The sequence below is a fragment of the Kitasatospora sp. NPDC056181 genome, from assembly GCF_042266225.1.
In the GTDB taxonomy this organism is placed as follows: domain Bacteria; phylum Actinomycetota; class Actinomycetes; order Streptomycetales; family Streptomycetaceae; genus Kitasatospora.
Genome location: NZ_JBHJUK010000043.1, coordinates 14,865 through 38,498, shown reverse-complemented (window position 1 = coordinate 38,498; position 23,634 = coordinate 14,865). Strand labels below are relative to the sequence as shown.

Below are 23,634 nucleotides of genomic sequence, written 5' to 3'. Positions count from 1 at the left end.
TCATGAGCGAGTCCATCAACACCCCGCAGGTCGAGTCGGCCGAGGTTCCGGCGGTTGACGTCGAGGAGCTGTCGGTGCTGGAGGTCGGCGACGCCGCCGCCCTTCCGGAGATGGGTGCCTCCAGCGGCGGCACCATGTGCTGCTCGTCCTCCTCGTCCACCTGCTGCTGCTGATTCAGCTTCAACAAGCGCACTGAGAAACGGAGTTCCAATCATGAGCGAGTCCATCAACACCCCGCAGGTCGAGTCGGCCGAGGTTCCGGCGGTTGACGTCGAGGAGCTGTCGGTGCTGGAGGTCGGCGACGCCGCCGCCCTGCCGGAGATGGGTGCCTCCAGCGGCGGCACCATGTGCTGCTCGTCCTCCTCCTCCACCTGCTGCTGCTGATCGAGCGGTACGCACACCGGCGCGCGGCCGCGACCGCGGAGCGGCGCGCCAGGCATCGTCCCGCGGGTGTTCCGGACCACCGGGCACCCGCGGGGCCCCGCACCACCCCGCACCACCCGCACCATCCCGGGCAGCCCCGAGCCGCCCCGGACCCCACCCCACCCCAGTCGCCGAACCATCGCGAGGAGCCATGACCGAGCACCACCGGGCCGGACGTACCGAATCGCCGGCCGATCCCACCGAGCTGGAGATCGAGGAGCTGTCCGTACTGGAACTGGGCGACGCGATCGCCCTGCCCGAGATGGGCGCCTCCAACTGGGGCGGCTGGTTCTGCTGCTCCTCGTCCTCCTCCGCCACCTGCTGCTGCTGACCCCGGACCGTCCGCCGTGCCGAACCCGACGCCCGCCAAGGAGATCCGCATGACCACCGCCACCGACCCGCTGGTGATCCGGATCCACGGCCGCCCCGAGCAGCCCCGCGCCTACGTCGCCGACGTCCTGGGCCCGCTCGCCACCGGACTGCGCCGCGAGCACCGGCTGCGCGCCGTCCACCTGCGCCGCGGCTGGCGCGGCGGGCCCCACTACGAGGTCGTCGTGCGGCCCGAGAACGGCCGCCCGCTGGACGTCTCCGGCTGGTCCGCCCTGGCCGAGTCCGCCCTGGCCGGCACCGCGCTCGACGGCCCCACCGAGGCGGACTACCTCGGCCAGGCCCGCCGGATGGAGCAGTGGGAGCAGACCGGCCGCTCCGCGCCGCCGCTGCGTTCCCCCGGCACCGTGCTGATCGCCTCCGACGAGGCCGGCGCCGACTGGCTGCCCGACCTGCGCGAGGCCCGCACCGCCGTCCAGGCCGCCCTGCTCGACCCGCTGCTCGCCACCCTGCGCGAGCACCGCGACGAGGACGCGCTGCTCGCCCACCTCGCCGAGGTGATGGCCACCCTGGCCGGCACCCACCCCGGCCGGCTGCCCTTCGGCACCATGTCCTTCCGCTCGCACGCCGAGGCCTTCCTCGCCTCGCCGCTCGCCGGGCAGGACCACCGCCCCGACTTCCGGCGCCGCTTCGAGCGGGACGCCGACCGCCTCACCGCCCTGGTGCGCCGCCACCTCGCCGACGGGCCGGGGCCGGAGACCGCCGGCTGGCACGCCGGCTTCCGCTACGGCTGGGGCTACCTGGACGCGCTGGTCCGCTCGGGACGGCTCGCAAACGCCTACCTGGACGGCTTCGCGCCCGCCGCCCCCAACGGCAGCACCCGGCCGCCGACCCGTTTCCACGCACTGACCGAGCAGTACGGGATCACCACCAACCCCGACGACTCCTTCGCCTCCTACCGCAGCCTCCTCAACTTCTTCTACGAGCTGCTGCCGCTGCTGGACGTCACCCCGCTGCACCGCTACTACCTCTGCTTCGCCCTCGCCGAGGCCACCGACCTGGCCCTGGGCGAGACCTGGGAGGAGCGCATCCGCCGCGCCGCACCCGCCCCGACCACCGCCACCACGACCACGGAGTGAAAACCATGGACTTCGGAATCTCGCTGCTCCCCGACGCCGGGCCGGACACCAAGTCGCCGACCGCCTACTTCGACGACGTCCTCGCGCTGGCCCGGATCGCCGACGAGGCCGGGATGAGCCACGTCAAGATGACGGAGCACTACCTGCACCCGTACGGCGGTTACTGTCCCAGCCCGCTCGGCTTCCTGGCCGCCGTCGCCGCGCAGACCACCAACATCCGGCTGATGACCGGCTGCGTCCTGCCGGCCTTCCACCACCCGGTGAAGCTGGCCTCGTACGCCGCGATGGTGGACGCGATCAGCCACGGCCGGGTCGACATCGGCTTCGCCCGCGCCTACCTGCCGTACGAGTTCGAGACCTTCGGCGTCGACATGGACACCAGCCGGGAGCGCTTCGAGACGACCATCAAGGCCGTGCTCCGCCTGTGGACCGAGGAGAACGTCACCGAGGACACCCCGTTCTTCTCCTACCGGGACGCCACCATCCTGCCCCGGCCCACCCAGACCCCGCACCCGCCCGTCTGGGCCGCCGCGGTGCGTTCGGCGGAGAGCTTCACCCGGATCGGCGAGCTCGGCCTCGGGCTGCTGATCACCCCGTCGCTGACCCCGCTGGAGGCCGTCCGCGAGCAGGTCGCGCTCTACCGCGACGCGTTCGAGCGCACCCACGGCGACAGCGGGCAGCAGCCCCGGGTGGCCGCCAGCCTGCCGGTGTTCACCGCCGAGACCGACGCGGAGGCGCAGCGCCTCGGCGACCCGCTGCTCGCCGAGTACCTGCGGGTCTGGGGCGGGGCCACCTCGTCCTGGAACAGCGCCACCTCCAAGGCGTACCCCGGCTACGACCAGGTCGGGAAGTACGTCGGGATGATCACGCCGGAGCGGCTGCGCACCGAGGGCGGCGCGGTCGTCGGCTCCGCGGCGACCGTCGCCGAGAAGCTCGCCGCGTTCCAGGACGTCGTGCAGGCCGACCACATCCTGCTCCAGGCCGACTTCGGTGCGATGCCCGGCGACGTCGCGGAGCGCAGCCTGCAGCTGTTCCTGGAGGACGTCCGCCCCAAGTTCCTGGCGGCCTGACCGGCCGCCACCCCGGCGGCGGCCCGAGCGGCCGCCACCCCCCCCGGCCTCACCGGCCGCCCACCGGCGGACAGCACCGCCGCACCACACCGCCCGGCCACCCGGAGCGGGAGAACGAGGAGATGAGATGAGTCACGACGCACCCGCGATCGTGCTGAGGGGCCTCCAGGTCAGCTACGGCTCCCACCGGGCCGTCGACGGTGTCGACCTGGAGATCCCGCGCGGCGAGGTGTTCGCCCTGCTCGGCCCGAACGGCGCCGGAAAGACCACCACCGTCGAGGTCATGGAGGGCCTGCGCCCCCGCTCCGGCGGCGAGGTCCTGGTGCTGGGGCAGGACCCGGCCCGCGCCGACCGCCGCTGGCGGTCCCGGATCGGCGTGGTCCTGCAGACCGCGCAGGACCAGCCGGACGCCCGGGTGCGGGAGATGCTCGCCCAGTTCGCGTCGTACTACCCGGACCCCCGCGACGTCGACGAGGTGCTGGAGGTCGTCGGCCTCACCGAGAAGAAGGACGCGGCCCTGCGCGACCTCTCCGGCGGCCAGCGCCGCCGGATGGACGTCGCCCTGGGCATCGTCGGCCGCCCCGAGCTGCTCTTCCTGGACGAGCCGACCACCGGCTTCGACCCGGAGGCACGCCGCCAGTTCTGGCAGCTGATCCGCGACCTCGCCGCCGACGGCACCACGATCCTGCTGACCACCCACTACCTGGACGAGGCCGAGCAGCTCGCCGACCGCATCGGCGTGCTGGCCAACGGCCGGCTGGTGGAGGTCGACACCCCGGAACGCTTCGGCGGCCGCGCCGAGGCCGGCACCGTCGTCACCTGGCAGGGCCCGAACGGCCGCGAGCGCCGCGAGACCACCAACCCCGCGCAGCTGATCGAGGAGCTGTCGCGGGAGTTCGCCGGCGCCGTACCCGACCTGCAGGTGCACCGCCCGAGCCTCGAGGAGACCTACCTCGCCATGATCGGAGAAGCCCGATGACCATCGCCGCCCCCGCCCCCGCCGCCCCCCGCGCCCCCGCCACGCCGCGCGCGGCCGCGGCCGCCGGGTCCGCGCCGCTCCCGTCCCCGATCCGCCTGGGCCTGGCCCGCGGCCTGTTCGAGGTGCGGCTGCTGATCCGCAACCGCGAGGCCATGGTCTTCAGCATCCTGATGCCGATCATGCTGCTGGTCATCTTCGGCAGCCTCTTCGACCAGGTCGTGCCCGGGACCGGCATCAAGATGCGCGAGGTCACCGTGGCGGGCATGATCGGCTCGACCATCATGTCCTCCGCCCTCGGCACCATGGGCATCGGCATCGCGGTGGACCGCCACGAGGGCACCCTGCGCCGGCTCGCCGGTACGCCCTTCCCGCTGGTGTCGTACTTCATCGGCAAGGTCGTGCTGATCCTGACCCAGGCCCTCGTCCAGGTCGGCGTGATCCTGGCCCTGGGCGTCGCGATGTTCGGCTTCCAGCTGCCGAAGGACGCCGCGCACTGGTTCACCTTCCTGTGGGTCTTCCTGCTCGGCACCGTCTCCACCGCGCTGATCGGCATCACCATCGGCTCCCTGGCCCGGTCCGCCCGCAACGCCCCCGCGCTGGTCAACTTCCCCTACATCGGCCTGCAGTTCATCTCCGGAGTGTTCTGGGTGATCACCGCACTGCCCAAGCCGGTCCAGATCGTCGCCTCGCTCTTCCCGCTCAAGTGGATGACCCAGGGAATCCGCTCCGCCTTCCTGCCCGAGTCCTTCGCCGCCGCCGAACCGGCCGGGGCCTGGGAGCACGGACGGATCGCGCTGGTCCTCACCGCCTGGCTGATCGGCGGCCTGGCCCTGTGCTGGGTCACCTTCCGCCGCAACGCCCGCCGCTTCTGAGCGGCTGCGGCCTCCGGGCCGCGCCGGGCGTACGGCCCCACCACTGGTCCCCAGAGAGGATGGCCATGAACCACCCCGACCACCCCGCCGATCCGCCCCGCGCGGACGGCGGCATCGCCGACACCGTCCAGCTCCGCGTCAACCCGCTGCCCGCCCACCGCCTCTCCACCGAGGACCTGCGCAGGTCGCTCGCCCACCTCGCGCTGATCAAGCAGCAGCGGGACTCCTGGCAGCCGCTGGCCTGCGACGAGCTCTACTCGCTCGCCGGCACCGTCGAGGACCCGGAGCGCCGGCGAGGGGTGGTCGCGCTGCGCCGGGCGATCTTCAACGGCCGCGACCCGGGCGCGGCGGCGGACGGACTCCCGGAGGCGACCAGCGCCTGGCTCGCACTCCACCGGGAGTACACCGCCGTCGCCGACCGGATACGCGAACGCTACGGCGAGGCCATCGAGCTGGAACGGCGCAACCTGGCCGGCCTGCTCGACAACCCCACCTTCGGCAAGGCCGTGTCGCTGCTCGCCCCGACCGTGCACGACACGGCCGTCCGGTACGGCGCCGCCGGCGGCGCCGCCGACCGCAGGCTGCGCAAGTCCGAGCGCGGACTGATCCAGTACGTCACCCGGGCGCTGCTGCGGACCAGCCCGCTCTCCCAGTTCACCGCCGTCGGCCTGGCGCACTGGGACGAGGACGGCCCGCAGCTCGACGAGGTCGAGTTCGACGGCGACGCGGCGCGGGCCTTCGCCGAGATCGACCGCTCCGTGCTCAACCACGTGCTCGGCGGCCTGCCGGTCACCGGCGGCCCCACCGGCTGGGTCACCGTCTCACCGACCCTCCGGGCCGAGGCCGACCGGGTCTACTTCCCCCGCGTGGACGGCGACCAGGTGCGGATGCTCTCCGCCCCGCTCACCCGTCACCTGCGGCTGCTGCTCGCGATGGCCGGGATGGGCCCGTACCACGTCGACCACCTGGCGGAGGACCTCGCCGCCAGGACCGGCGGCAGCCGGGAGGCCGGCGCCGACTACGTCGCCAAGGTCGTCGCCGCCGGCATGCTCACCGCCGCTCCCGGCCCGGACGAGCAGGACCGCACCGGCCTGCGCGCACTCGGCCGCCGCCTGTCGGGCGACCACCCGGCGGCGGGCCAGCTGCTCGACGAACTCGCCGACGTCGTCGAGGGCATCGAGACCGCGCCCGCCGGCCAGCGCCCCGCGCTGGTCGGCCGGCTGCCGCACCTGGAGGAGCGGCTCCTGGAGGTCAGCGGGCGCCCGGCCCGGCTGCACGTCAACGAGGACCTCGTCTTCCCGCCCACCGCCCCGAGCACCGCCGGCTACACCGGCGCCCTCGGCGACCTCGCGCACGTCCTGGAGTTCCAGTCCGCCTACGACCGCTTCCACGAGGTCCGGGCCCTGCTCACCGCCGCCTTCGTCGAGCGCTTCGGCGCCGGCGCCTCGGTGGGGCTGATCGAGCACGCCGAGGAGCTGGTGAACGAGGTCTACCGGCGCGAGGACCTGCTGCGCACCGCCGGCCCCGACGGCCTCGGGCCCGACGACGGCAGCCTCGGGCAGCTCCACGCCCTGCGCCGCCGCGCCGTCGGGGCCCTGGTCCGCGAGGTGCACGCCGGCCGGCACCGCGACGAGGTGATCTGGGACGCCGGCTACCTCGCCGAGCTCACCGCCGGGCTGCCCGACCGCTTCCGGGCCGTTCCGCTCTCGTACGGGGTGCTCATCCAGCCCGCCGACGACCTGCTCGTCGTCAACGACGCCTACGCGGGCCACGCCTCGCTGAACTCCCGCTTCCTGCACGCCGCGAGCAGCACCGGCGGCCCCGCCGTCGACCGGCTCGCCGAGCGCCTGCTCGGCCTGTACGGCGCCGACGGCGCCCGGGTGCTGGAGGACCGCGGCCTGTACCGCACCAACATCAACCTGCACCCCCAGGTGCTCCCCGAGACCGTCACCCCGCGCGAGTGGGCCACCCTGACGCTGCGCCACGACCCGTCGGCGGACCGCCTGGAACTGCTCGACCGCGACGGCCGGCCGGTCCGGGTGCTCCCGCTGGGCTCGCAGTACAGCGAGATGTACCCCTTCCCGCTGCGGCTCGCCTACTGGCTGGTCGGCTCCGGCCGTCTGGTGCTCGACCTGCAGGAGAAGGCGCGCCAACGGCTCGCCGAGCGCGACCGCGGCGGCGTCCTCGGCCTGCCCCGGCTGCGGGCCGGCCGGGTCCTGCTCCACCGCCGCCGCTGGTTCCTGGGCGAGGGGGAGCTCCCGCAGCCCGGACCGGCCGAGGAGGAGGTCTCCTACCTGCTCCGCCTCACCGACTGGCGGGCCGGGCACCGGGTGCCCGACGAGGTCTTCGTCAAGACCTCGCTCTTCCAGCAGGACCCGTCCGACTACGTCGGCAGCGCCTCCGAGTGGCGGTCCTTCATCGACCAGCGCCGGCGCGGCAAGCCGCAGTACGTCGACTTCTCCAGCGCCCTGATGGCCCGGGTCCTGCCCAAGCTCCTGGAACGGCGCGGCGGCGGGTACCTGGAGGAGGCCCTGCCGAGGCTCGGGGAGCGGCCCAACACCTTCGAGTGGATCGTGGAGTTCGACCGCGCTTCCGGCGGCCGCTTCAGCGCCCTCCGCAGGGACGTGATCCGCGCGGGCCTGGTCGGCGTCTGACCGGTCCGCCGCCCGGGCCGGTGCGTCCGGCGACGGCGGCCGACGAGGGACGGGCGAGAGACCGACGACCGACGGGTGCGAGCGACGACCCGACGGGCGGGAGCGACGACCGACGACACACGGGCGGCCGGCCTGGTAGTCCTCCATCGCCTGCTGGAGCTCGCGGTGGCTGTTCATCACGAACGGGCCGTAGTGGGCGACGGGCTCCCGGATCGGCTGCCCGCCGAGGAGGACGACCTCGAAGTTGGCGCTGCGGGTGTCCTGGGCCTCGTCCGCCCGGATGGTGAGCGAGTCGCCCTCGCCGAAGACGACCGCCTGCCCCATGTGGAACGGGCGCCGCTCCTCACCCGCGGAGCCGCTGCCGGCGAGGCCGTACGCCAGGCCGTTGAAGTCGGCCCGCCAGGGCAGGGTGACCTGGGCGCCGGGGTTCACGGACACGTGGATCATCGTGATGGGCGTGTGCGTGGCGCCGGGGCCCTGGTGGCCCGCGATGTCACCGGCGATGAGCCGGACGAGCGCGCCGCCGTCCTGCGAGGCGAGCAGCTTCACGCTGCCGCCCCGGATGTCCTGGTACTTCGGCGCGATCATCTTGTCCGCGGCGGGCAGGTTCACCCACAGCTGCAGCCCGTGGAACAGGCCGCCGGACATGACCAGCGACTCCGGCGGGGTCTCGATGTGCAGCAGGCCGGAGCCGGCCGTCATCCACTGGGTGTCGCCGTCGGTGATGACGCCGCCGCCACCGTGCGAGTCCTGGTGCACGAAGGTGCCGTCGATGATGTAGGTGACGGTCTCGAAGCCCCGGTGCGGGTGCCACGGGGTCCCCTTCGGCTCCCCGGCCGCGTAGTCCACTTCGCCCATCTGGTCCATCATGATGAACGGGTCCAGGTACTTCTGGTTGATCTTGGCGAAGGCGCGGCGGACCGGGAAGCCCTCGCCCTCGAAGCCTTCCGGGGCGGTGGAGACGGCCAGCACCGGGCGCGGTCGGGCGCCTTCGGCGGCGGCCGCGACGCGCGGCAGAACGAGCGGGTTTTCGACGGTCACGGCGGGCATGTCGGCCTCCTTCGGGGGGTTCCTCTGGCCTACGTCCACGAGATTAGTTCAATCCTCAACAAGAAGCAAGTTGAACTTTGAACTATGTGGTGACGACTCGGCCTCGCGCCCCCCTCCAGGATGGATCGGGTCCGAAGCGACCGCCAGTCGCCGGCCGTGCGGCGGGCGGTCGCCCAGGGCTGCCGACCGTCAGCCGTACATCCGGCGCATGGTGAAGTCGACCATCTGCTCGACCGCCTTGGCGTCGAACACCATCCGGTGCTCGCCCTCCATGTCCAGCGCGAAGCCGTACCCGGTCGGCAGCAGGTCCAGGACCTCGGCGCCGGTGACGGTGAAGTGCTTGGAGTCCTTGCCGGCGTACCGGCGCAGCTCCTTCAGCGAGCTGAACATCGGGATCACCGGGGTCGGCGTGTTGTGCAGCGCCAGGAACCCGGGCCGGTCGCCGCGCGGGCAGTGCACCTTGGAGGTGATGAAGATGGCCTGGAAGTCCTCCACCGCCATCGACCCGGTGGTGAAGGCCCGGACGGCGTCCGCCAGCGAGGGCGGCGACGGTTCGGGGTAGAGGGACTGCTGCGACGCCTGCGGCTGCTCGCCGTACGGGCCGGGGCCGGGCATGCCGTTCATGCCCGGCTGCGGTCCCGCCTGCTGCTGGTAGGGGTCACCCGGGTATGCGTTCTGGTCATAGCCGTACACACGGACAGGCTATCGGGAGCGCAGCCGCTCGTGCGGGCGCCGATCCTGACAAGGAGTGGGCGTCCCGGCTTGTGGGACGTGACCACGTTCATAGCGGATTCACCGCCAGGGGCTTGAAACAAGTTACCGCTGGGTAGCATCATGATGCTTACTGGTGGGTACGGGACGCCCGAACGCGGCGGTCTCCCGGAAGCGACGAACCGGAGAAAACGGCCATGGGTCACTACAAGTCCAACCTGCGGGACGTGGAGTTCAACCTCTTCGAGGTGTTCGGCCGCGAGCAGGTCTACGGCACCGGACCGTTCGCGGACATGGACGTCGAGACCGCGAAGAGCATCCTGAGCGAGATCGCGCGCCTGGCCGAGAACGACCTCGCCGAGTCCTTCGCCGACGCCGACCGCAACCCGCCGGTGTTCGACCCGGAGACCAACACCGCCCCCGTCCCGGCCTCCTTCAGGAAGAGCTACCAGGCCTTCATGGACGCCGAGTGGTGGCGCCTGGGCATCCCGGAGTCGATCGGCGGCCAGGTCACCCCGTCCTCGCTGATCTGGGCGTTCGCCGAGCAGATCCTCGGCTCGAACCCCGCCGTCTGGATGTACTCCTCCGGCCCGGCCTTCGCCGGCGTCATCGCCGAGGAGGGCACCCCGGAGCAGCTGGAGGTCGCCAAGCGGATGACCGACCGCCTCTGGGGCTCCACCATGGTGCTGACCGAGCCCGACGCCGGCTCGGACGTCGGCGCCGGCCGCACCAAGGCGATCAAGCAGGAGGACGGCTCCTGGCACATCGAGGGTGTGAAGCGCTTCATCACCTCGGGCGAGCACGACATGTCCGAGAACATCATCCACATGGTGCTGGCCCGCCCCGAGGGCGGTAAGCCTGGCACCAAGGGCCTCGGCCTCTACATCGTGCCGAAGTTCGACTTCGACTGGGAGACCGGCGAGCTCGGCGAGCGCAACGGCGTCTACGCCACCAACGTCGAGCACAAGATGGGCCTCAAGGCCTCGAACACCTGCGAGATGACCTTCGGCGCCAAGCACCCGGCCAAGGGCTGGCTGCTGGGCGAGAAGGTCGACGGCATCCGCCAGATGTTCAAGATCATCGAGTTCGCCCGGATGATGGTCGGCACGAAGGCCATCGCCACCCTCTCCACCGGCTACCTCAACGCCCTGGAGTACGCCAAGGAGCGCGTGCAGGGTGCGGACATCTCGCAGTTCCTGGACAAGACCGCCCCGCGCGTCACCATCACGCACCACCCCGACGTGCGCCGCTCGCTGCTGACCCAGAAGGCGTACGCCGAGGGCATGCGCGCCCTGGTCCTGCTCACCGCCTCCACCCAGGACGACGTGCTGGCCGCCCGCCTGCGCGGCGAGACCGACGAGGCCGCCGAGCGCCTGAACGACCTGCTGCTGCCGATCGTCAAGGGCTACGGCTCCGAGAAGTCCTACGAGCAGCTCGCCCAGTCCCTGCAGACCTTCGGTGGCTCCGGCTACCTGCAGGAGTACCCGATCGAGCAGTACATCCGGGACGCCAAGATCGACACCCTCTACGAGGGCACCACCGCGATCCAGGGCCAGGACTTCTTCTTCCGCAAGATCGTCAAGGACGGCGGCCAGGCGCTCACCGCGCTGTCCGAGCAGATCCAGAAGTTCCTCGGCTCGGCCGCGGGCGGCGACGCCCTGGCCGCCGAGCGCGAGCTGCTCGCCAAGGCCGCCGGCGACCTGGAGGCCATCGTCGGCAAGCTGCTGGCCGACCTCTCCTCGGTCGAGCAGGACGTCAAGAACATGTACAAGGTGGGCCTCAACACCACCCGCCTGCTGATGGTCTCCGGCGACGTCGTGGTCGGCTGGCTGCTGCTGCGCCAGGCCGCGGTGGCCCTGGCCAAGCTGGAGGCCGGCGCCTCGGAGAAGGACGTCCCCTTCTACCAGGGCAAGGTCGCGGCGGCCCGCTTCTTCGCCAGGAACATCCTGCCGACCGTCACCCCGCAGCGCCTGATCGCCGAGGGCATCGACAACGAGATCATGGAGCTGGCGGAGGAGGCGTTCTAGCCTCCGCCCACCCGGCGCCCGCCATTCACCCTCCCCGGGACGCTCCCCGGACTCCGTCCGGGGGCCCCGTCGCGTGACGCCTCTTTGACCGCCTGACCCAACCCTCACGCCGAAGGGCCCGGTTCCGACCGGGCCCTTCGGTGTGCCCGGAGCCGTCGGCGGTCCTGCCATGACCGTCCGCGACCGGGCGCAACCGTTGGGTGCGTGACACCCTTCACGGCGTCAGTTCACGGTTCTGTCTGCGTTCTGCATCCGTTGGGAGGTTCCGAGTGTCATGTCCGTGTACGGGCATATGCTCAAGGTGCGAAGCCGACCCCCCATCCGGCCTCAGCCCTCCCTCGACTCAGGAGCAGCATGTCGACCGCCGCCCGTCAGGCCTTCTTCGACCGGACGCACACCGATGATCTGATCGCGTTTCTCGGTACCTCACCGTCGCCGTACCACGCGGTCGCCAGCGCCGCGGAGCGGCTGGAGAAGGCGGGCTTCCGGCAGGTCTCCGAGACGGACGCCTGGGACGCGGCGGCCGGCGGGCGGTACCTGATCCGCGGCGGCGCGCTGATCGCCTGGTTCGTGCCGGAGGGCGCCGGCCCGCAGACGCCGTTCCGGGTGGTCGGCACCCACACCGACTCGCCGAACCTGCGGGTCAAGCCGGTGCCGGACACCGGCACGGCGGGCTGGCGGCAGGTCGCGGTGGAGATCTACGGCGGCGTGCCGCTGAACACCTGGCTCGACCGGGACCTCGGCCTCTCCGGCCGGCTCGCCCTGCGCGACGGCAGCGCGCGGCTGGTGCAGCTGGACGAGCCGCTGCTGCGCGTGCCGCAGCTGGCGATCCACCTGGACCGCCAGGTCAACGAGGGCATGAAGCTCGACAAGCAGCGCCACCTGACGCCGATCTGGGGCCTCGGCCCGGTGGACGAGGGCTCGCTGATCGCGTACGTCGCGCAGCGCGCCGGCGTCGAGGCCGCCGACGTGGCCGGCTGGGACCTCATGACGCACGACGTCCAGCCCGCCTCCTACCTGGGCCGGGACCGCGAGCTGCTGGCCGGTCCGCGGCTGGACAACCTGCTCTCGGTGCACGCCGCCGCCGCCGCCCTGGCCGCCGTGGCCGCCGCGGCCGGGACGGACGGCGCCGAGCTGCCGTACATCCCGGTGCTGGCCGCCTTCGACCACGAGGAGACCGGCAGCGAGTCGGACACCGGCGCGCAGAGCCCGCTGCTCGGCAACGTCCTGGAGCGCTCGGTCTACGCGCGCGGCGGCAGCCCCGAGGACCGCGCCCGGGCGCTGGCCGGCACCGTCTGCCTCTCCTCCGACATGGGCCACGCCGTCCACCCGAACTACAGCGAGCGGCACGAGCCGGGGCACCACCCGATGCCCAACGGCGGGCCGATCCTGAAGGTCAACGTCAACAACCGGTACGCCACCGACGGCGTCGGCCGGGCGGTGTTCGCGGCGGCCTGCGAGAAGGCCGGCGTGCCGTGGCAGACCTTCGTCTCCAACAACGCGATGCCCTGCGGCACGACGATCGGCCCGATCACCGCGGCCCGCCTCGGCATCCAGACGGTGGACTGCGGCATCGCGGCGCTCTCCATGCACTCGGCGCGCGAGCTGTGCGGGGCGGACGACCCGTACCTGCTGGCGAGCGCGATCAAGGCCTTCCTGGAGGGCTGAGCAGCGGTACGACGAAGGGCCCGGCGCGGTCGCCGGGCCCTTCGTCGTGCGGTGCGGCGGCTACTCCATCCCGGCCAGCACCAGCGGCAGCCGGCGCGCGCCGTCGGCGACCAGCTTCACCGGCACGCCCCAGTCCTGCTGGTGCACGTGGCAGGCCGGGAACTCGATCTCCGGGTCGTCGTCGCAGGACGCGGCCATCGCCGAGACGTGCAGCACGCCCTCGGTCACGTCGTCGGAGAGCACCAGCTCGCGGGAGAGCGCGGAGTCCGCGCCCGCTCCGGAGACGAGCAGCTCCGGCGGGGTGGAGCTGACCAGCAGCCGGGTGGACGGGCCGTAGCGCTCGTCCAGCTTCTGGCCGGCCGGCGCCGAGAAGACCACGTCGAGCCGGAACGCGCCCGGCGCGACCTCGGTGGCGGCCCGCTGGGTGCGGTGCGCGACCGACTCGACCCGGACGGCCTCCTCGGGCAGCCGCAGCCTGGTCAGCCGGTGCCGGGCCGACTCGACCACCACGATGTCGCCGTCGACCAGCACCGCACCCGAGGGCTCGCGCAGGTCGGTGGCCAGCGTGGTGACCTCGCCGCTCGCCGGGTCGAAGCGCCGCAGCGCGTGGTTGTAGGTGTCGCTGACGGCCACCGAGCCGTCGGGCAGCACGGTGACGCCCAGCGGGTGCTGGAGCAGAGCCTGCTCCGCGGCGCCGTCGCGGTGCCCGAAGTCGAACAGGCCGGTGCCGACGGCGGTGTGGACGGCGTTCGTTCCACGTGAAACCCACCGGAGGGCGGAGGTCTCCGAATCGGCGACCCAGAGCCTCTCGCCGTCCGCCGAGACGGCCAGGCCGGACGGCTGGGCGAACCAGGCCTCGGCGGCCGGTCCGTCGACCAGGCCCTCGTTGGTGGTGCCGGCCGCCACGCCGACGGTGCCGGCCGCCGGGTCGTAGGCCCAGAGCTGGTGGACGCCGGCCATGGCGATCCACACCCTGCCGTCGAACCAGGCCACGTCCCACGGCGAGGAGAGGTCCACCTCGAGGGCCGGCCCCTCGGTGGCGGAGCCCTGCCACCACTGCCGGCCGGTGCCGGCCAGGGTGGTCACCTCGCCGTCCGACAGCCGGACGCCGCGCAGCGCGTGGTTGACGGTGTCGGCCACCACGACGTCGTACGGGGACCCCTCAGGCAGCAGCGCCAGGCCCTGCGGTTCGCTGAACCGGGGGGCGGTGCCGTCCACCAGGCCGCGCACCCCGTCGCCGATCCGGCGGACCACCGTCTCGCCGTCCTCGGCCAGCTCGACCAGCGAGTGGTGCCCGGAGTCCGCGACCAGGAAGTGCCCGTCGGGCAGCCGGACCGCCTTGCCGGGGAACTTCAGGTCGCCCGCGGTGGGCTCCGGCGCCACGTACGGGCCGTCGCCGCGGCGCAGCGTCCCCTTGGCGGCGTGCTCCGCCTCCAGCTCCTCCACCAGCCGGGCGATGGCGTGCGCGTGCCCCTCGCCGGCGTGCTGGGCGACCACGTACCCCTCGGGGTCGATCACCACCAGCGTCGGCCACGCCCGCACCGCGTACTGCTTCCACGTCGCCAGCGCCGGGTCGTCCAGCACCGGGTGGTGCACCTCGTACCGCGCCACGGCGTCCACCACGGCCTGGTGGTCGGCCTCGTGCACGAACTTCGGCGAGTGCACGCCCACGATCACCACGGTGTCGCGGTGCTTCTCCTCCAGCTCACGCAGCTCGTCCAGGACGTGCAGGCAGTTGATGCAGCAGAAGGTCCAGAAATCCAGGATGGTGATCTTGCCGCGGAAGTCGGCGAGCGCCAGTTCCTTGCCACCGGTGTTCAGCCAACCGCCTGCCCCGACCAGCTCGGGGGCGCGTACACGTGCACGAGATGCCATGAGGCAATCAAACCCCACCCGGCGGGCGGGTATTCCGGCCGCCGGCGGAGTCGGCCGTTCGCGGTGCCCGTGTGGCGGTGCTTCACGGCGGGCGGACGATCGGGTCGAATGGCGGGCGGGGGGCACACCCACGGGGCGCAGCCGCGGCTCGCAACCGGGGGGGCACACCCACGGCGCACGCCCACGAACTGGAGGCGGTATGCGGTACCTGGTCAGGGAGAAGCTGTTCGCGATCGGTGACGACTACTGGATCGAGGACGACCACGGGAACAAGGCGTTCCTGGTGGACGGCAAGGTGCTGCGGCTCCGGCACACCTTCGAGCTGAAGGACGCCGGTGGCCGGGTGGTCGCGGTGGTGAAGGAGAAGGCGTTCACCGTCCGGGACGCGATGCGGATCGAGAACACCGACGGGGACACGGTCGCGACCGTCCGGGAGAAGCTGTTCACGCCGTTCCGCGACAAGTACCACGTGCAGCTGGCCGACGGCGGCGAGCTGAAGATCCACGGCGACCTGATCGACAAGGACTACCGGATCGAGAACGGCCACGGCGACGAGCTCGCCCGGATCTCGCGCAAGTGGTTCCGGGTCCGTGACACCTACGGCGTGGAGATCGCCGACGGGGCCGACACAGGCCTGCTGCTCGCGGTCGCGGCCTGCGTCGACCACCTGACGGAGGAGGACTGACCCGCGGCTACACGATGACGTGGGGCAGGAAGCGGGCGCCCTGGTGGGTGATCGGGCTGTCGTCCGTCTCGCGGATGCCGAGGCCCGCCGCCTCGCCGTCGACCACCCAGGCGCCGAGCACCGGGCGGTTGCCGTCGAAGTCGGGCAGCGGGTGGTACTGCTGGTAGCAGTGGCCCTCGGGGCCGTAGCGGTCCGGGTCGCCGGCCCAGTCGGCGAGCCGGGTCTCCCGGCCGTCCGGGCCGACGATCCGGATGCCGGCCCCCTCGCGGCCGAGCAGCGGCTTGGCCGCGTAGCCCGGGCCGTCCGGGCCGGCGAGCTCGCGCGGGCCGTCGAGGTAGGCGGGGAGCAGGTTGGGGTGGCCGGGGTTGAGCTCCCAGAGCACCGCCAGCAGAGCCTTGTTGGAGAGCAGCATCTTCCAGGCCGGCTCGATCCAGAGCGTGGAGCCGGTGCCGCCGCCGTGGTCGATGACGTCGAGCAGCTGCTCACCGAACTCGTCCTCGGCCAGCCACTCCCACGGGTAGAGCTTGAACGCGGCCCGGATGAAGCGGTGTTCGAGGTCGACGAAGCGGCCGGAGAGGCCGTCCCAGCCGATGTCCTCCACGGCGATGCCGACCGTCTCGATCCCGGCCTGCTCGGCGCACTCCTGGAGGTAGAGGGTGGTCATCCAGTCCTCGCCCTCGGTGTCGCCGCGCGAGTGCGCGAAGTGCACCGGGCCGGGCGGCAGCAGGTGCTTCTGCCGCGCCCACGAGGCGACCAGCCGCTCGTGCAGCGAGTTCCACTGGTCGGCCTGCGGGAACCGCTCCTCCATCCAGAACCACTGCGGGCCGGCCGCCTCGATCAGCGAGGTCGGGGTGTCCGCGTTGTACTCGAACAGCTTGGCCGGGCCGGTGCCGTCGTACGCGAGGTCGAACCGCCCGTAGACGGCCGGCTGCTCGTCGCGCCGCCGCCAGGACTCGGCGACGGCGGCCGCCAGCCGCGGGTCGGTGATGCCGTAGTCGGCGAACCGGCCGGTGCGCACCACGTGGTCGGCGGCGGTCAGGCACATCTCGTGCAGCTCCTCGACCACCTCCTCCAGGGCCTCCACCTCGGGCAGCGAGAACTCGTAGTACGCGCTCTCGTCCCAGTAGGCGTGCGGGCCGCCCTGGTTGCACGGGTCGGAGCACATGGCGTAGATCAGGCCCTGGGCCTCGACGGTGGCCAGCCAGTCGGGGCGCGGGGCGATGGTGCGCCGGCGCATCGCGGTCAGCCCCCGCCCGAGCCGCTGGAGCCGGACGGGCAGCCGAAGCCGCCGCGCTTGGTGGCGGCCTTGTCGAAGGTGCCGCCGGCCGCGGTGGTGCTGCCGGACCCGCAGTAGTACCAGCGGCCGGCCGTGGTGCCGCCGCTCTTGCAGGAGTGGCTGTCCAGCACCTTCAGCGTGGCGGGGTCGACGCAGCGGCTCGGCGGGCTGCTGCTGGAGGAGGAGCAGCCGGACAGGGCCAGAGCCAGGGTGCCGACCATGCCGAGGGCGACGAAGCCCGAGCGGCGTCGGGCGTCCGGCACCGGGGTACCGGATCCGGTGGCTGTGGCGGAGGGCGGTGGCGACGTCATGGCGCCCGATGGTACGCGTGGGACCGGAGGATACGGGAGGGGGCCCGCTTCCCCGGCCGTGCCGCGGCCCGATGGGATATGTTTTGCCGATCCTTGACCGTTGGACCCAGCCGGACCGGGCTGGAATCAGTGAGTGGACGCGGGGGACTGACCTGTGAACGACATCCTGCACGGCCTCGGTGCGGCTGCCGCCTTCGGCGGCGTCGGCGTGGTGCTGCTGCTCCTCGGCGTCGGCCTGGTGGACGTGCTGACGCCCGGGAAGCTGGGCCACCAGATCTGGGTCGAGCGCAACCGCAACGCCGCCGTGCTGCTCAGCTCGGCGCTGCTCGGCATCGGCGGCATCGTCTTCACCGCGATCCTCTACACGTACGAGGACTTCGGGAAGGGCCTGGTCTCCACCGCCTGCTTCGGTGTGCTCGGGCTGGTGCTGATGGCCGTCGCGTTCTGGGTGGTGGACCTGCTCACGCCGGGCAAGCTCGGCGCGATCCTGGTCGACCCCGAGCCGCACCCGGCGGTCTGGGTCTCGGCCAGCTGCAACCTCGCGGTCGCGGCGATCGTGGCCGCGTCCATCGCCTGACGGTACTGGTCGCCGGCGGTACGGGGCGTCCCGCGGTACTGGTCGCCCGGCGGTACGGGTGGCCCGGCGGCACGGGCCGCCCGACGGTGACTCACACCGGGTGCGGCTGCCCGCCGAGGACGTGCTCGCGCCCCCAGGCGCCCAGCGGCGCCAGCGCGTCGTTGAGCCGGACCCCGGCCGCCGTCAGCGAGTACTCGACCCGCGGCGGCACCTCGTCGTACGACTCGCGGTGCACGATGCCGTCCGCCTCCAGCTCGCGGAGGTGGGCGGCGAGCACCTTCTCGGTGATGCCCGGCACCTGGCGGCGCAGTTCGCCGAACCGCCGGTTCGGGAACTCCGCCAGTGCCCAGAGGATCAGCACCTTCCACTTGCCGCCGATCACGTCCATCGCGGCGTCGATCCCGCAGACGTACGCACCGGGCCTCGGAACCGTCGCCATGCCCCCACCTCTCCGGCCTGCTCGCTCACCTCAGGGTAACCACCCACTTCGAAGTGCGTACTTGATCGGTCCCCGGGCCGGCGACGAGCCTGATCGGCATGGCACACAACACCGTTGACCCCGCTGCGAAGACCCCCCTCACCCTGCTCGGCCTCGGCGCGATGGGCACCGCGCTCGCCCGGACCTGGCTCGCCGCCGGGCACCCGCTGACCGTCTGGAACCGGACCCCTGCCCGGGCCGAACCGCTCGCCGCCGAGGGCGCCGCCGTGGCCGCCACCGCCGCCGGGGCGGTCGCGGCCAACCGGCTGCTGGTCGTCTGCCTGCTGGACGACGCCTCCGTCGGGGCGGCGCTGGACGGCGTCGACCTGACCGGCAAGGACGTGGTCAACCTGGTCACCGGCACCCCCGGCCAGGCCCGGGCCCGTGCCGAGTGGGCCCGCGCGCGCGGTGCCCGCTACCTGGACGGCGGGATCATGGCCGTCCCGCCGATGATCGGCGTCCCGGCGGCCGGCCCGTACGTCTTCTACAGCGGCTCGGCCGCACTCTTCGAGGAGCACCGGGCCACCCTCGCCGTCCCGGCCGGCACCACCTGGGTCGGCGAGGACGACGGCTTCGCGGCCCTGCACGACGTGGCGCTGCTGAGCGCGATGTACGGCATGTTCGCCGGCGTCGCGCACGCCTTCGCGCTGTTCCGCGAGGAGGCCGTGGCCCCGGCCGACCTCGCCCCGCTGCTGACCTCCTGGATCACCGCGATGTCCGGCTCGGTGGCGAGGACCGCCGAGCAGCTGGAGAGCGGCGACTACACCCGGGACGTCGTCTCCAACCTCGCCATGCAGGTCGCGGGCACGCCGACGTTCCTGCGCACCGCCGAGGAGCAGGGGGTCAGCCCCGAACTGATCGACCCCTACTTCCGGCTGATGCGGCGCCGGCTCGCCGAGGGCGGCGGTGACGAGGACCTCACCGGCGTGATCGACCTGCTGCGCGGGGCGGCCCGAGCCTAGCCCGCCGCGCGGTCGGTGAGGGGGCGGCGGCGGAGGGCGGCGTCGGTGAGGGCGGGGGGCTGCCAGACGCCGTCGGGGTGGTAGAGGTTGGTGCCGGGCGCGACGATCGCGTCGATGCGGTCGAGGGCGTCGTCGTCCAGGACGAGGTCGGCACCCTTGAGGGCCGCCGCCAGCTGCTCCGCGGTGCGCGGGCCGATGATCACCGAGGTGACGGCCGGGTGCGCCAGCGGGAAGGCGAGGGCGAGTTCGGGCAGGGTGCGGCCGAGGTCGTCGGCGAGCGCGGTGAACTCCTCGACGGCGTCGAGCTTGGCCGCGGTGACCGGCAGTGCCGGGTCGAAGCGGGCCGGGGTCAGGGCGGCCCGGCCGGTGGTGAGGTCGATCGGGCGGTTCCTGCGGTGGCGGCCGGTGAGGAACCCGGAGGCGAGCGGGCTCCAGGTCAGCGCGCCCATGCCGAGCCGCTGCACGGTGGGCAGCACGTCCCGCTCGATGCCGCGGGCGAGCAGCGAGTACGGCGGCTGCTCGGTGCGCAAGCGCGGCAGGTTGCGGCGTTCGGCGACGTGGTGGGCCTCGACGAGCAGCTCGGCGGGGAAGGTCGAGCAGCCGAAGGCGCGGATCTTGCCGGCCCGCACGAGGTCGCCGAGCGTGGAGAGGGTCTCCTCGATGTCGGTGGTGTGGTCGGGCCGGTGCACCTGGTAGAGGTCGATCCAGTCGGTCCGCAGCCGCCGCAGGCTCTCCTCGACCTCGCGGACGATCCAGCGCCGCGAGTTGCCGCGCCGGTTGCGGCCCTCGCCCATCGGGAAGTGCACCTTGGTGGCGAGGACGACGTCGTCGCGGCTGCCGTGGCTCTGCAGCGCCTTGCCGACGATCTCCTCGGACTCGCCGGCCGAGTACATGTCGGCCGTGTCGATGAAGTTGACGCCCTGGTCGAGCGCGGTGTGGATGATGCGGGCGCAGTCGTCGTGGTCGGGGTTGCCGACCGCCCCGAACATCATGGTGCCGAGGCAGTACGCGCTCACCTCGATGCCGGTGCCGCCGAGGACGCGGTAGCGCAAGGTTCTGTCCCCCTGGTGGTGGATGGGTGGTCGGGGCCCGGGCGGGGCCGCGGCCGCTGGGCCCCGAGGGTAGGGCTTGGAGTGCACTCAAGGGCAAGGGGTGGGCCGTCGGGGCGGGACAAGGGGTGGTCCGTCAGGACGCTGGAAGTGGTGGTCCGTCGGGGCGGGACAAGGGGTGGGCGGTCGGGGCGAGGGGCGGGTCGTCCCTCTGCCGGGGGAGCGGGTTCCCCCGGGAAGGGGAGGCCTGGGCGGTGCGGCCGGTGCGAGCTTGGGGGCATGACGGCAACGAGCGGTTGGGCGACGGCGAGGGTGGCGGCGCGGGCGGCGGACGGCCGGGCGGTGATGGCCTGGGGCGTCGCGTACGCGGCCTTCGGGGCCGGCTGCGCGGTGAGCGGGACGGCGCTGTTCGGCGCGACCTGGCTGGGATGGGCGGTCGCCACGGTGGGCGCCGCCGCCTTCCTGGCAGCGGCGGCGTTGGCGCGGGGCGGACCGGCCCCCCGGTTGCGGTCGGTGCTCTGGACGCTCTGCGTCCTGGCCGGCGCGGCGGCGTTCGGCCTGCTGATGGACGTCATCACGCTGGTCTTCAGCCAGGACGTGGACAGTTGGGCGTCCACGGCCCACCGGGTGCTGTCCGCGCTCGGCGCCGTCCTGCTGGCGGCTGCCGCCCGAGCCGGTCGTCCGCCTGCTCGGACGGCGGGCACGGGTACGGCGCCGGCGCCTTCGGCGGCTCCAGGGGGCGTCCAACTGGCCGCCCTGGCAGGGACGGTTGCGTTCGCGCCGTACGTCGTGATGAAGACGACCTGGGCGGTTGGCGGGACCTTCGCGGGCCTGAGCGGTGACGCGATGCTGGCCGACGCCGAGCGCAACGGCGCCTCCGGGGTCTGGCTCACCCTCGCCTCCTGGGGCGTCGACGCGACGGCGCTCCTGGCGGCGCTCGGCGTGTTCCTGCTCTGGGGCCTGGTCCGCCCGTGGGGCCAGGTCTTCCCGCGCTGGACCCTGCTGCTGCACGGCCGCCGCGTCCCCCGCTGGCTTCCGCTCACCCCCGCGCTGCTCGGCGCCGCCACCCTCGCGCCGTACGGGATCATCGGCATCGGCTACGCGGCGCTCGGCACGACCGGCGTGGTGACCGTGCCGCGCGGGGACTTCCCCACCGAGGCGGACGTGCTGCTGGTCTGCTGGATCGGCCTCGGCGCCTTCGCCGTCTACGGTGTGGCCCTCGCCGTCGCCGCCCGCTCGTACTGGCGCCGCACCGGGTGACCGGCGGGGCGGCGCCGCCGTTTGCGGAACCGGCAACAAATCTTGCCGGTGCCGTGGGGGTCGTCGCAGCCTGGCGGTGGAGGTGATCGCCGTGAGCGACCGACGGGACAGTGCCGACAGGAACAGCAGGGCCGGCAGGAGCAGCGCGACCAGCACCACCAGCAGGGCCGGTGGGCATGGCAGGACCGGCGGGGCCCCGGACGGTCGCCGTGCGGACGGCCACGACGCGGACGGCTACGACACGGACGGCTACGACGTGGTGGTGGTGGGCGGCGGGGCCGCCGGGCTGAACGCGGCACTGGTGCTGGCCCGGGCCCGCCGCCGGGTGGCCGTGCTGGACGCCGGACAGCCGCGCAACGCGCCGGCCGCACACCTGCACGGCTTCCTCTCCAGGGACGGCATGTCCCCGGCCGCGCTGCTGGCGGTCGGCCGGGACGAGCTGGCCGGGTACGGCGTCGACCTGCTCGACGCCCGGGCCGACCACCTCGCACCCGTCGATGCCTCCGGCGTCACGGACGCCACCGGCGCCCCCGCGCCGCAGGGCCTCGGCTTCCTCGTCCACCTCGCCGGCGGTCCGGTGCTCCGCGCCCGCCGCGTGATCGTCGCCACCGGCCTGCGCGACGGCCTGCCGGAGCTCCCGGGCCTCGCCGAGCGGTGGGGTCGCGACGTGCTGCACTGCCCGTACTGCCACGGCTACGAGGTGGCCGACCGGCCGCTCGGCGTGCTCGGCACCCATCCGGGCTCCGTCCAGCAGGCGTTGCTGGTGAAGCAGTGGTCGGACGACGTGGTCTTCTTCCCGCACGCCCGGCCGCTGGACGACGGCGATCGTGACCGGCTGGCCGCGCGCGGCGTGCGCGTCGCCGAGGGGACGGTCCGGCGGCTGGTGGCCGACGGCGACCGGTTGCGCGGCGTCGAACTGGCCGGGGGTGAAGTGGTGCCCCGCGAGGCCGTGTTCGTCTTCCCGCAGCCGGTGCCCCGGGACGCCCTGCTCTCCGGCCTGGGCTGCGCCCGGGACGAGCAGGGCTGGGTCGTCACCGACCGCACGGGGCGCACCGGCGTGCCCGGGGTCTGGGCGGTGGGCAACGTCGCCGACCCGCGGGCCCTGGTCGTCACCGCGGCCGGCCAGGGTGCGGCGGCGGGGTTCGCCGTCAACCATCACCTCGTGGACGAGGAGGTCGAACAGGCGCTCGCCGCCGCCCCCCTCTGAAGTGCCGCCCCGAAGCCGCCCCGAAGTCACCGATCCGAACGGAGTCAGCCATGCACCGACCGCGCCACCACGACGCCCCCGAGCCCGCCCTCGCCCCCGCCGCCGCCACGCACGACCACAGTCACGGCCACAGTCACGATCAGGGGCACGGCCATGGCCACGGCCACCATGCGACCGACACGGACTGGTCGGCGCTCGCCGACCTCCTGGAGCGCGAGGGCGAGCTGCACACCCCCGCATTCGCCCAGGCCGCCCAGTGGCTGGGCGAGTTGACGGCCGGTGTCCCCGTCGGCCGGGTGCTCGACGTCGGCAGCGGCCCGGGCGTCGTGGCGGGCCTGCTCGCCGACGTGTTCCCGGCCGCCGAGGTGGTCGCCGTCGACCGGTCGGATGCTCTGCTGGCCCGGGCCGAGGCCCGCTCGTCCGGCCGCGTCACCACCCGACAGGCCGATCTGCCCGATGAGTTCGGCCTGCTCGGTGCGGCCGACCTGATCTGGTCGTCCCAGGCGATCCACCATCTCGGCGACCAGCAGGCGGCGTTGGCATCCCTGGCCGGGTCGCTGCGCCCGGGAGGGCTGCTCGCGGTCGCCGAACGCGGGCTGCCGCTGCGGTTCCTGCCGCGCGACCTCGGCCTCGGCCGTCCCGGCCTCCAGGCCCGGCTGGACGCCGCGTACGAGGATGCCTTCGCCGCGATGCGTGCCCAACTCCCCGGTGTCGTCGACGAGGTGGAGGACTGGCCCGGCATGCTCTCCCGGGCCGGCCTCACCCCCACCGGCTCGCGCACCTTCCTCGTCGAGTGGCCGGCCCCGCTCGCCGCGCCGGCCCGTGAGCACCTGCACGCCCAACTCGAACGCCGTCGTGAGCAGTTGGACGGGATCCTGGCCGCTGACGACCTCGCCGCCCTGGATGTCCTGCTCGATCGCGACTCCCAGGCCGGCATCCTCGCCCGTCCCGACGCGTTCTACCTCGTCGCCGTCACCGTCCACACCGCCCGGGCGGCCGCCGCGGAGTAGGGGGCCGTCGGGGCAGGTGCGTGG

The 23,634-nt window shown here is 73.3% G+C and carries 22 protein-coding genes and 1 pseudogene; 16 read left to right on the top strand and 7 right to left on the bottom strand.

What is annotated here, in order from left to right; translation table 11 throughout:
- Nucleotides 1–2 precede the first annotated feature (2 nt).
- The 8 genes from ACFC1F_RS18340 to ACFC1F_RS18305 all read left to right on the top strand — a co-directional run bounded on the left by ACFC1F_RS18340 (nt 3) and on the right by ACFC1F_RS18305 (nt 7,464).
- Complete coding sequence (locus ACFC1F_RS18340; protein WP_148643630.1) at nt 3–173, top strand: thiazolylpeptide-type bacteriocin; 171 nt, start codon at nt 3–5, stop codon at nt 171–173.
- A 40-nt stretch (nt 174–213) separates the two neighbouring features.
- Nucleotides 214–384, top strand: coding sequence for a thiazolylpeptide-type bacteriocin (locus ACFC1F_RS18335; protein WP_148643630.1), 171 nt, complete (start codon nt 214–216; stop codon nt 382–384).
- A 190-nt stretch (nt 385–574) separates the two neighbouring features.
- Nucleotides 575–754: a thiazolylpeptide-type bacteriocin gene (locus tag ACFC1F_RS18330; protein ID WP_148643629.1), complete on the top strand. Its 180-nt coding sequence runs from the start codon at nt 575–577 to the stop codon at nt 752–754.
- Nucleotides 755–803: 49 nt separating this feature from the next.
- Nucleotides 804–1,889: a hypothetical protein gene (locus tag ACFC1F_RS18325; protein ID WP_376159448.1), complete on the top strand. Its 1,086-nt coding sequence runs from the start codon at nt 804–806 to the stop codon at nt 1,887–1,889.
- A 5-nt stretch (nt 1,890–1,894) separates the two neighbouring features.
- Nucleotides 1,895–2,959 (top strand): LLM class flavin-dependent oxidoreductase, encoded by a 1,065-nt coding sequence (locus ACFC1F_RS18320; protein ID WP_209413597.1) that lies wholly within the window; start codon nt 1,895–1,897, stop codon nt 2,957–2,959.
- 127 nt (nt 2,960–3,086) lie between these two features.
- On the top strand, nt 3,087–3,938 hold the full coding sequence (locus ACFC1F_RS18315; protein ID WP_376159445.1) for an ABC transporter ATP-binding protein: 852 nt from the start codon (nt 3,087–3,089) through the stop codon (nt 3,936–3,938).
- The gene (locus tag ACFC1F_RS18310; protein WP_209413596.1) at nt 3,935–4,810 is read left to right on the top strand and encodes an ABC transporter permease; all 876 of its coding nucleotides are present in this window, start codon (nt 3,935–3,937) and stop codon (nt 4,808–4,810) included. Before ACFC1F_RS18315 ends, ACFC1F_RS18310 begins: the two co-directional genes overlap by 4 nt.
- Before the next feature lie 65 nt (nt 4,811–4,875).
- Nucleotides 4,876–7,464 carry a lantibiotic dehydratase gene (locus tag ACFC1F_RS18305; RefSeq protein ID WP_376159443.1) on the top strand — a complete coding sequence of 863 codons (2,589 nt, stop codon included), beginning with the start codon at nt 4,876–4,878 and terminating at the stop codon, nt 7,462–7,464.
- Nucleotides 7,465–7,587: 123 nt separating this feature from the next.
- Here the strand turns inward: ACFC1F_RS18305 and ACFC1F_RS18300 are convergent.
- Nucleotides 7,588–8,514: pseudogene (locus tag ACFC1F_RS18300) on the bottom strand (pirin family protein); the annotation flags it as partial.
- A gap of 189 nt (nt 8,515–8,703) precedes the next feature.
- A complete protein-coding gene (locus tag ACFC1F_RS18295) occupies nt 8,704–9,207 on the bottom strand; it encodes an SseB family protein (protein ID WP_374106062.1) in 504 nt (167 codons plus the stop codon).
- A 215-nt stretch (nt 9,208–9,422) separates the two neighbouring features.
- Between ACFC1F_RS18295 and ACFC1F_RS18290 the strand changes: the two genes are divergently transcribed.
- Together ACFC1F_RS18290 and ACFC1F_RS18285 are read left to right on the top strand one after the other, a co-directional pair.
- Nucleotides 9,423–11,252 carry an acyl-CoA dehydrogenase gene (locus tag ACFC1F_RS18290; protein ID WP_376159441.1) on the top strand — a complete coding sequence of 610 codons (1,830 nt, stop codon included), beginning with the start codon at nt 9,423–9,425 and terminating at the stop codon, nt 11,250–11,252.
- A gap of 354 nt (nt 11,253–11,606) precedes the next feature.
- Complete coding sequence (locus ACFC1F_RS18285; RefSeq protein ID WP_376159439.1) at nt 11,607–12,920, top strand: M18 family aminopeptidase; 1,314 nt, start codon at nt 11,607–11,609, stop codon at nt 12,918–12,920.
- Nucleotides 12,921–12,980: 60 nt separating this feature from the next.
- On the opposite strand, the gene ACFC1F_RS18280 is transcribed toward ACFC1F_RS18285, so the two are convergent.
- Nucleotides 12,981–14,795 carry an NHL domain-containing thioredoxin family protein gene (locus ACFC1F_RS18280; protein ID WP_376159437.1) on the bottom strand — a complete coding sequence of 605 codons (1,815 nt, stop codon included), beginning with the start codon at nt 14,793–14,795 and terminating at the stop codon, nt 12,981–12,983.
- 199 nt (nt 14,796–14,994) lie between these two features.
- Here ACFC1F_RS18280 and ACFC1F_RS18275 point away from each other — a divergent pair, with 199 nt between their 5' ends.
- Nucleotides 14,995–15,480, top strand: coding sequence for an LURP-one-related/scramblase family protein (locus ACFC1F_RS18275; RefSeq protein ID WP_376159435.1), 486 nt, complete (start codon nt 14,995–14,997; stop codon nt 15,478–15,480).
- A gap of 7 nt (nt 15,481–15,487) precedes the next feature.
- Here the strand turns inward: ACFC1F_RS18275 and ACFC1F_RS18270 are convergent, their stop codons facing one another.
- Both ACFC1F_RS18270 and ACFC1F_RS18265 read right to left on the bottom strand, forming a co-directional pair.
- Complete coding sequence (locus ACFC1F_RS18270) at nt 15,488–16,717, bottom strand: glutathionylspermidine synthase family protein (RefSeq protein WP_376159433.1); 1,230 nt, start codon at nt 16,715–16,717, stop codon at nt 15,488–15,490.
- 5 nt (nt 16,718–16,722) lie between these two features.
- Nucleotides 16,723–17,067, bottom strand: a complete 345-nt coding sequence (locus ACFC1F_RS18265; RefSeq protein WP_209413588.1) for a hypothetical protein — start codon at nt 17,065–17,067, stop codon at nt 16,723–16,725.
- Between the two features lie 154 nt (nt 17,068–17,221).
- Between ACFC1F_RS18265 and ACFC1F_RS18260 the strand changes: the two genes are divergently transcribed.
- Nucleotides 17,222–17,644 (top strand): DUF350 domain-containing protein, encoded by a 423-nt coding sequence (locus tag ACFC1F_RS18260; RefSeq protein ID WP_148643618.1) that lies wholly within the window; start codon nt 17,222–17,224, stop codon nt 17,642–17,644.
- 91 nt (nt 17,645–17,735) lie between these two features.
- Here ACFC1F_RS18260 and ACFC1F_RS18255 read toward each other — a convergent pair whose 3' ends face one another.
- A complete protein-coding gene (locus ACFC1F_RS18255; RefSeq protein ID WP_376159431.1) occupies nt 17,736–18,083 on the bottom strand; it encodes a winged helix-turn-helix transcriptional regulator in 348 nt (115 codons plus the stop codon).
- A gap of 98 nt (nt 18,084–18,181) precedes the next feature.
- On the opposite strand from ACFC1F_RS18255, the gene ACFC1F_RS18250 reads away from it, so the two are divergent.
- Nucleotides 18,182–19,084, top strand: a complete 903-nt coding sequence (locus ACFC1F_RS18250) for an NAD(P)-dependent oxidoreductase (RefSeq protein ID WP_376159429.1) — start codon at nt 18,182–18,184, stop codon at nt 19,082–19,084.
- Here ACFC1F_RS18250 and ACFC1F_RS18245 read toward each other — a convergent pair.
- On the bottom strand, nt 19,081–20,136 hold the full coding sequence (locus ACFC1F_RS18245; protein WP_376159427.1) for an aldo/keto reductase: 1,056 nt from the start codon (nt 20,134–20,136) through the stop codon (nt 19,081–19,083). The genes ACFC1F_RS18250 and ACFC1F_RS18245 overlap by 4 nt on opposite strands.
- A gap of 276 nt (nt 20,137–20,412) precedes the next feature.
- On the opposite strand from ACFC1F_RS18245, the gene ACFC1F_RS18240 reads away from it, so the two are divergent.
- The 3 genes from ACFC1F_RS18240 to ACFC1F_RS18230 all read left to right on the top strand — a co-directional run bounded on the left by ACFC1F_RS18240 (nt 20,413) and on the right by ACFC1F_RS18230 (nt 23,610).
- Entirely contained in the window at nt 20,413–21,393 is a 981-nt protein-coding gene (locus ACFC1F_RS18240) for a hypothetical protein (RefSeq protein ID WP_376159425.1), read from the top strand.
- Nucleotides 21,394–21,484: 91 nt separating this feature from the next.
- Nucleotides 21,485–22,600: an NAD(P)/FAD-dependent oxidoreductase gene (locus ACFC1F_RS18235; protein WP_376159423.1), complete on the top strand. Its 1,116-nt coding sequence runs from the start codon at nt 21,485–21,487 to the stop codon at nt 22,598–22,600.
- Nucleotides 22,601–22,650: 50 nt separating this feature from the next.
- Complete coding sequence (locus ACFC1F_RS18230; RefSeq protein WP_376159421.1) at nt 22,651–23,610, top strand: class I SAM-dependent methyltransferase; 960 nt, start codon at nt 22,651–22,653, stop codon at nt 23,608–23,610.
- Nucleotides 23,611–23,634: the final 24 nt, after the last annotated feature.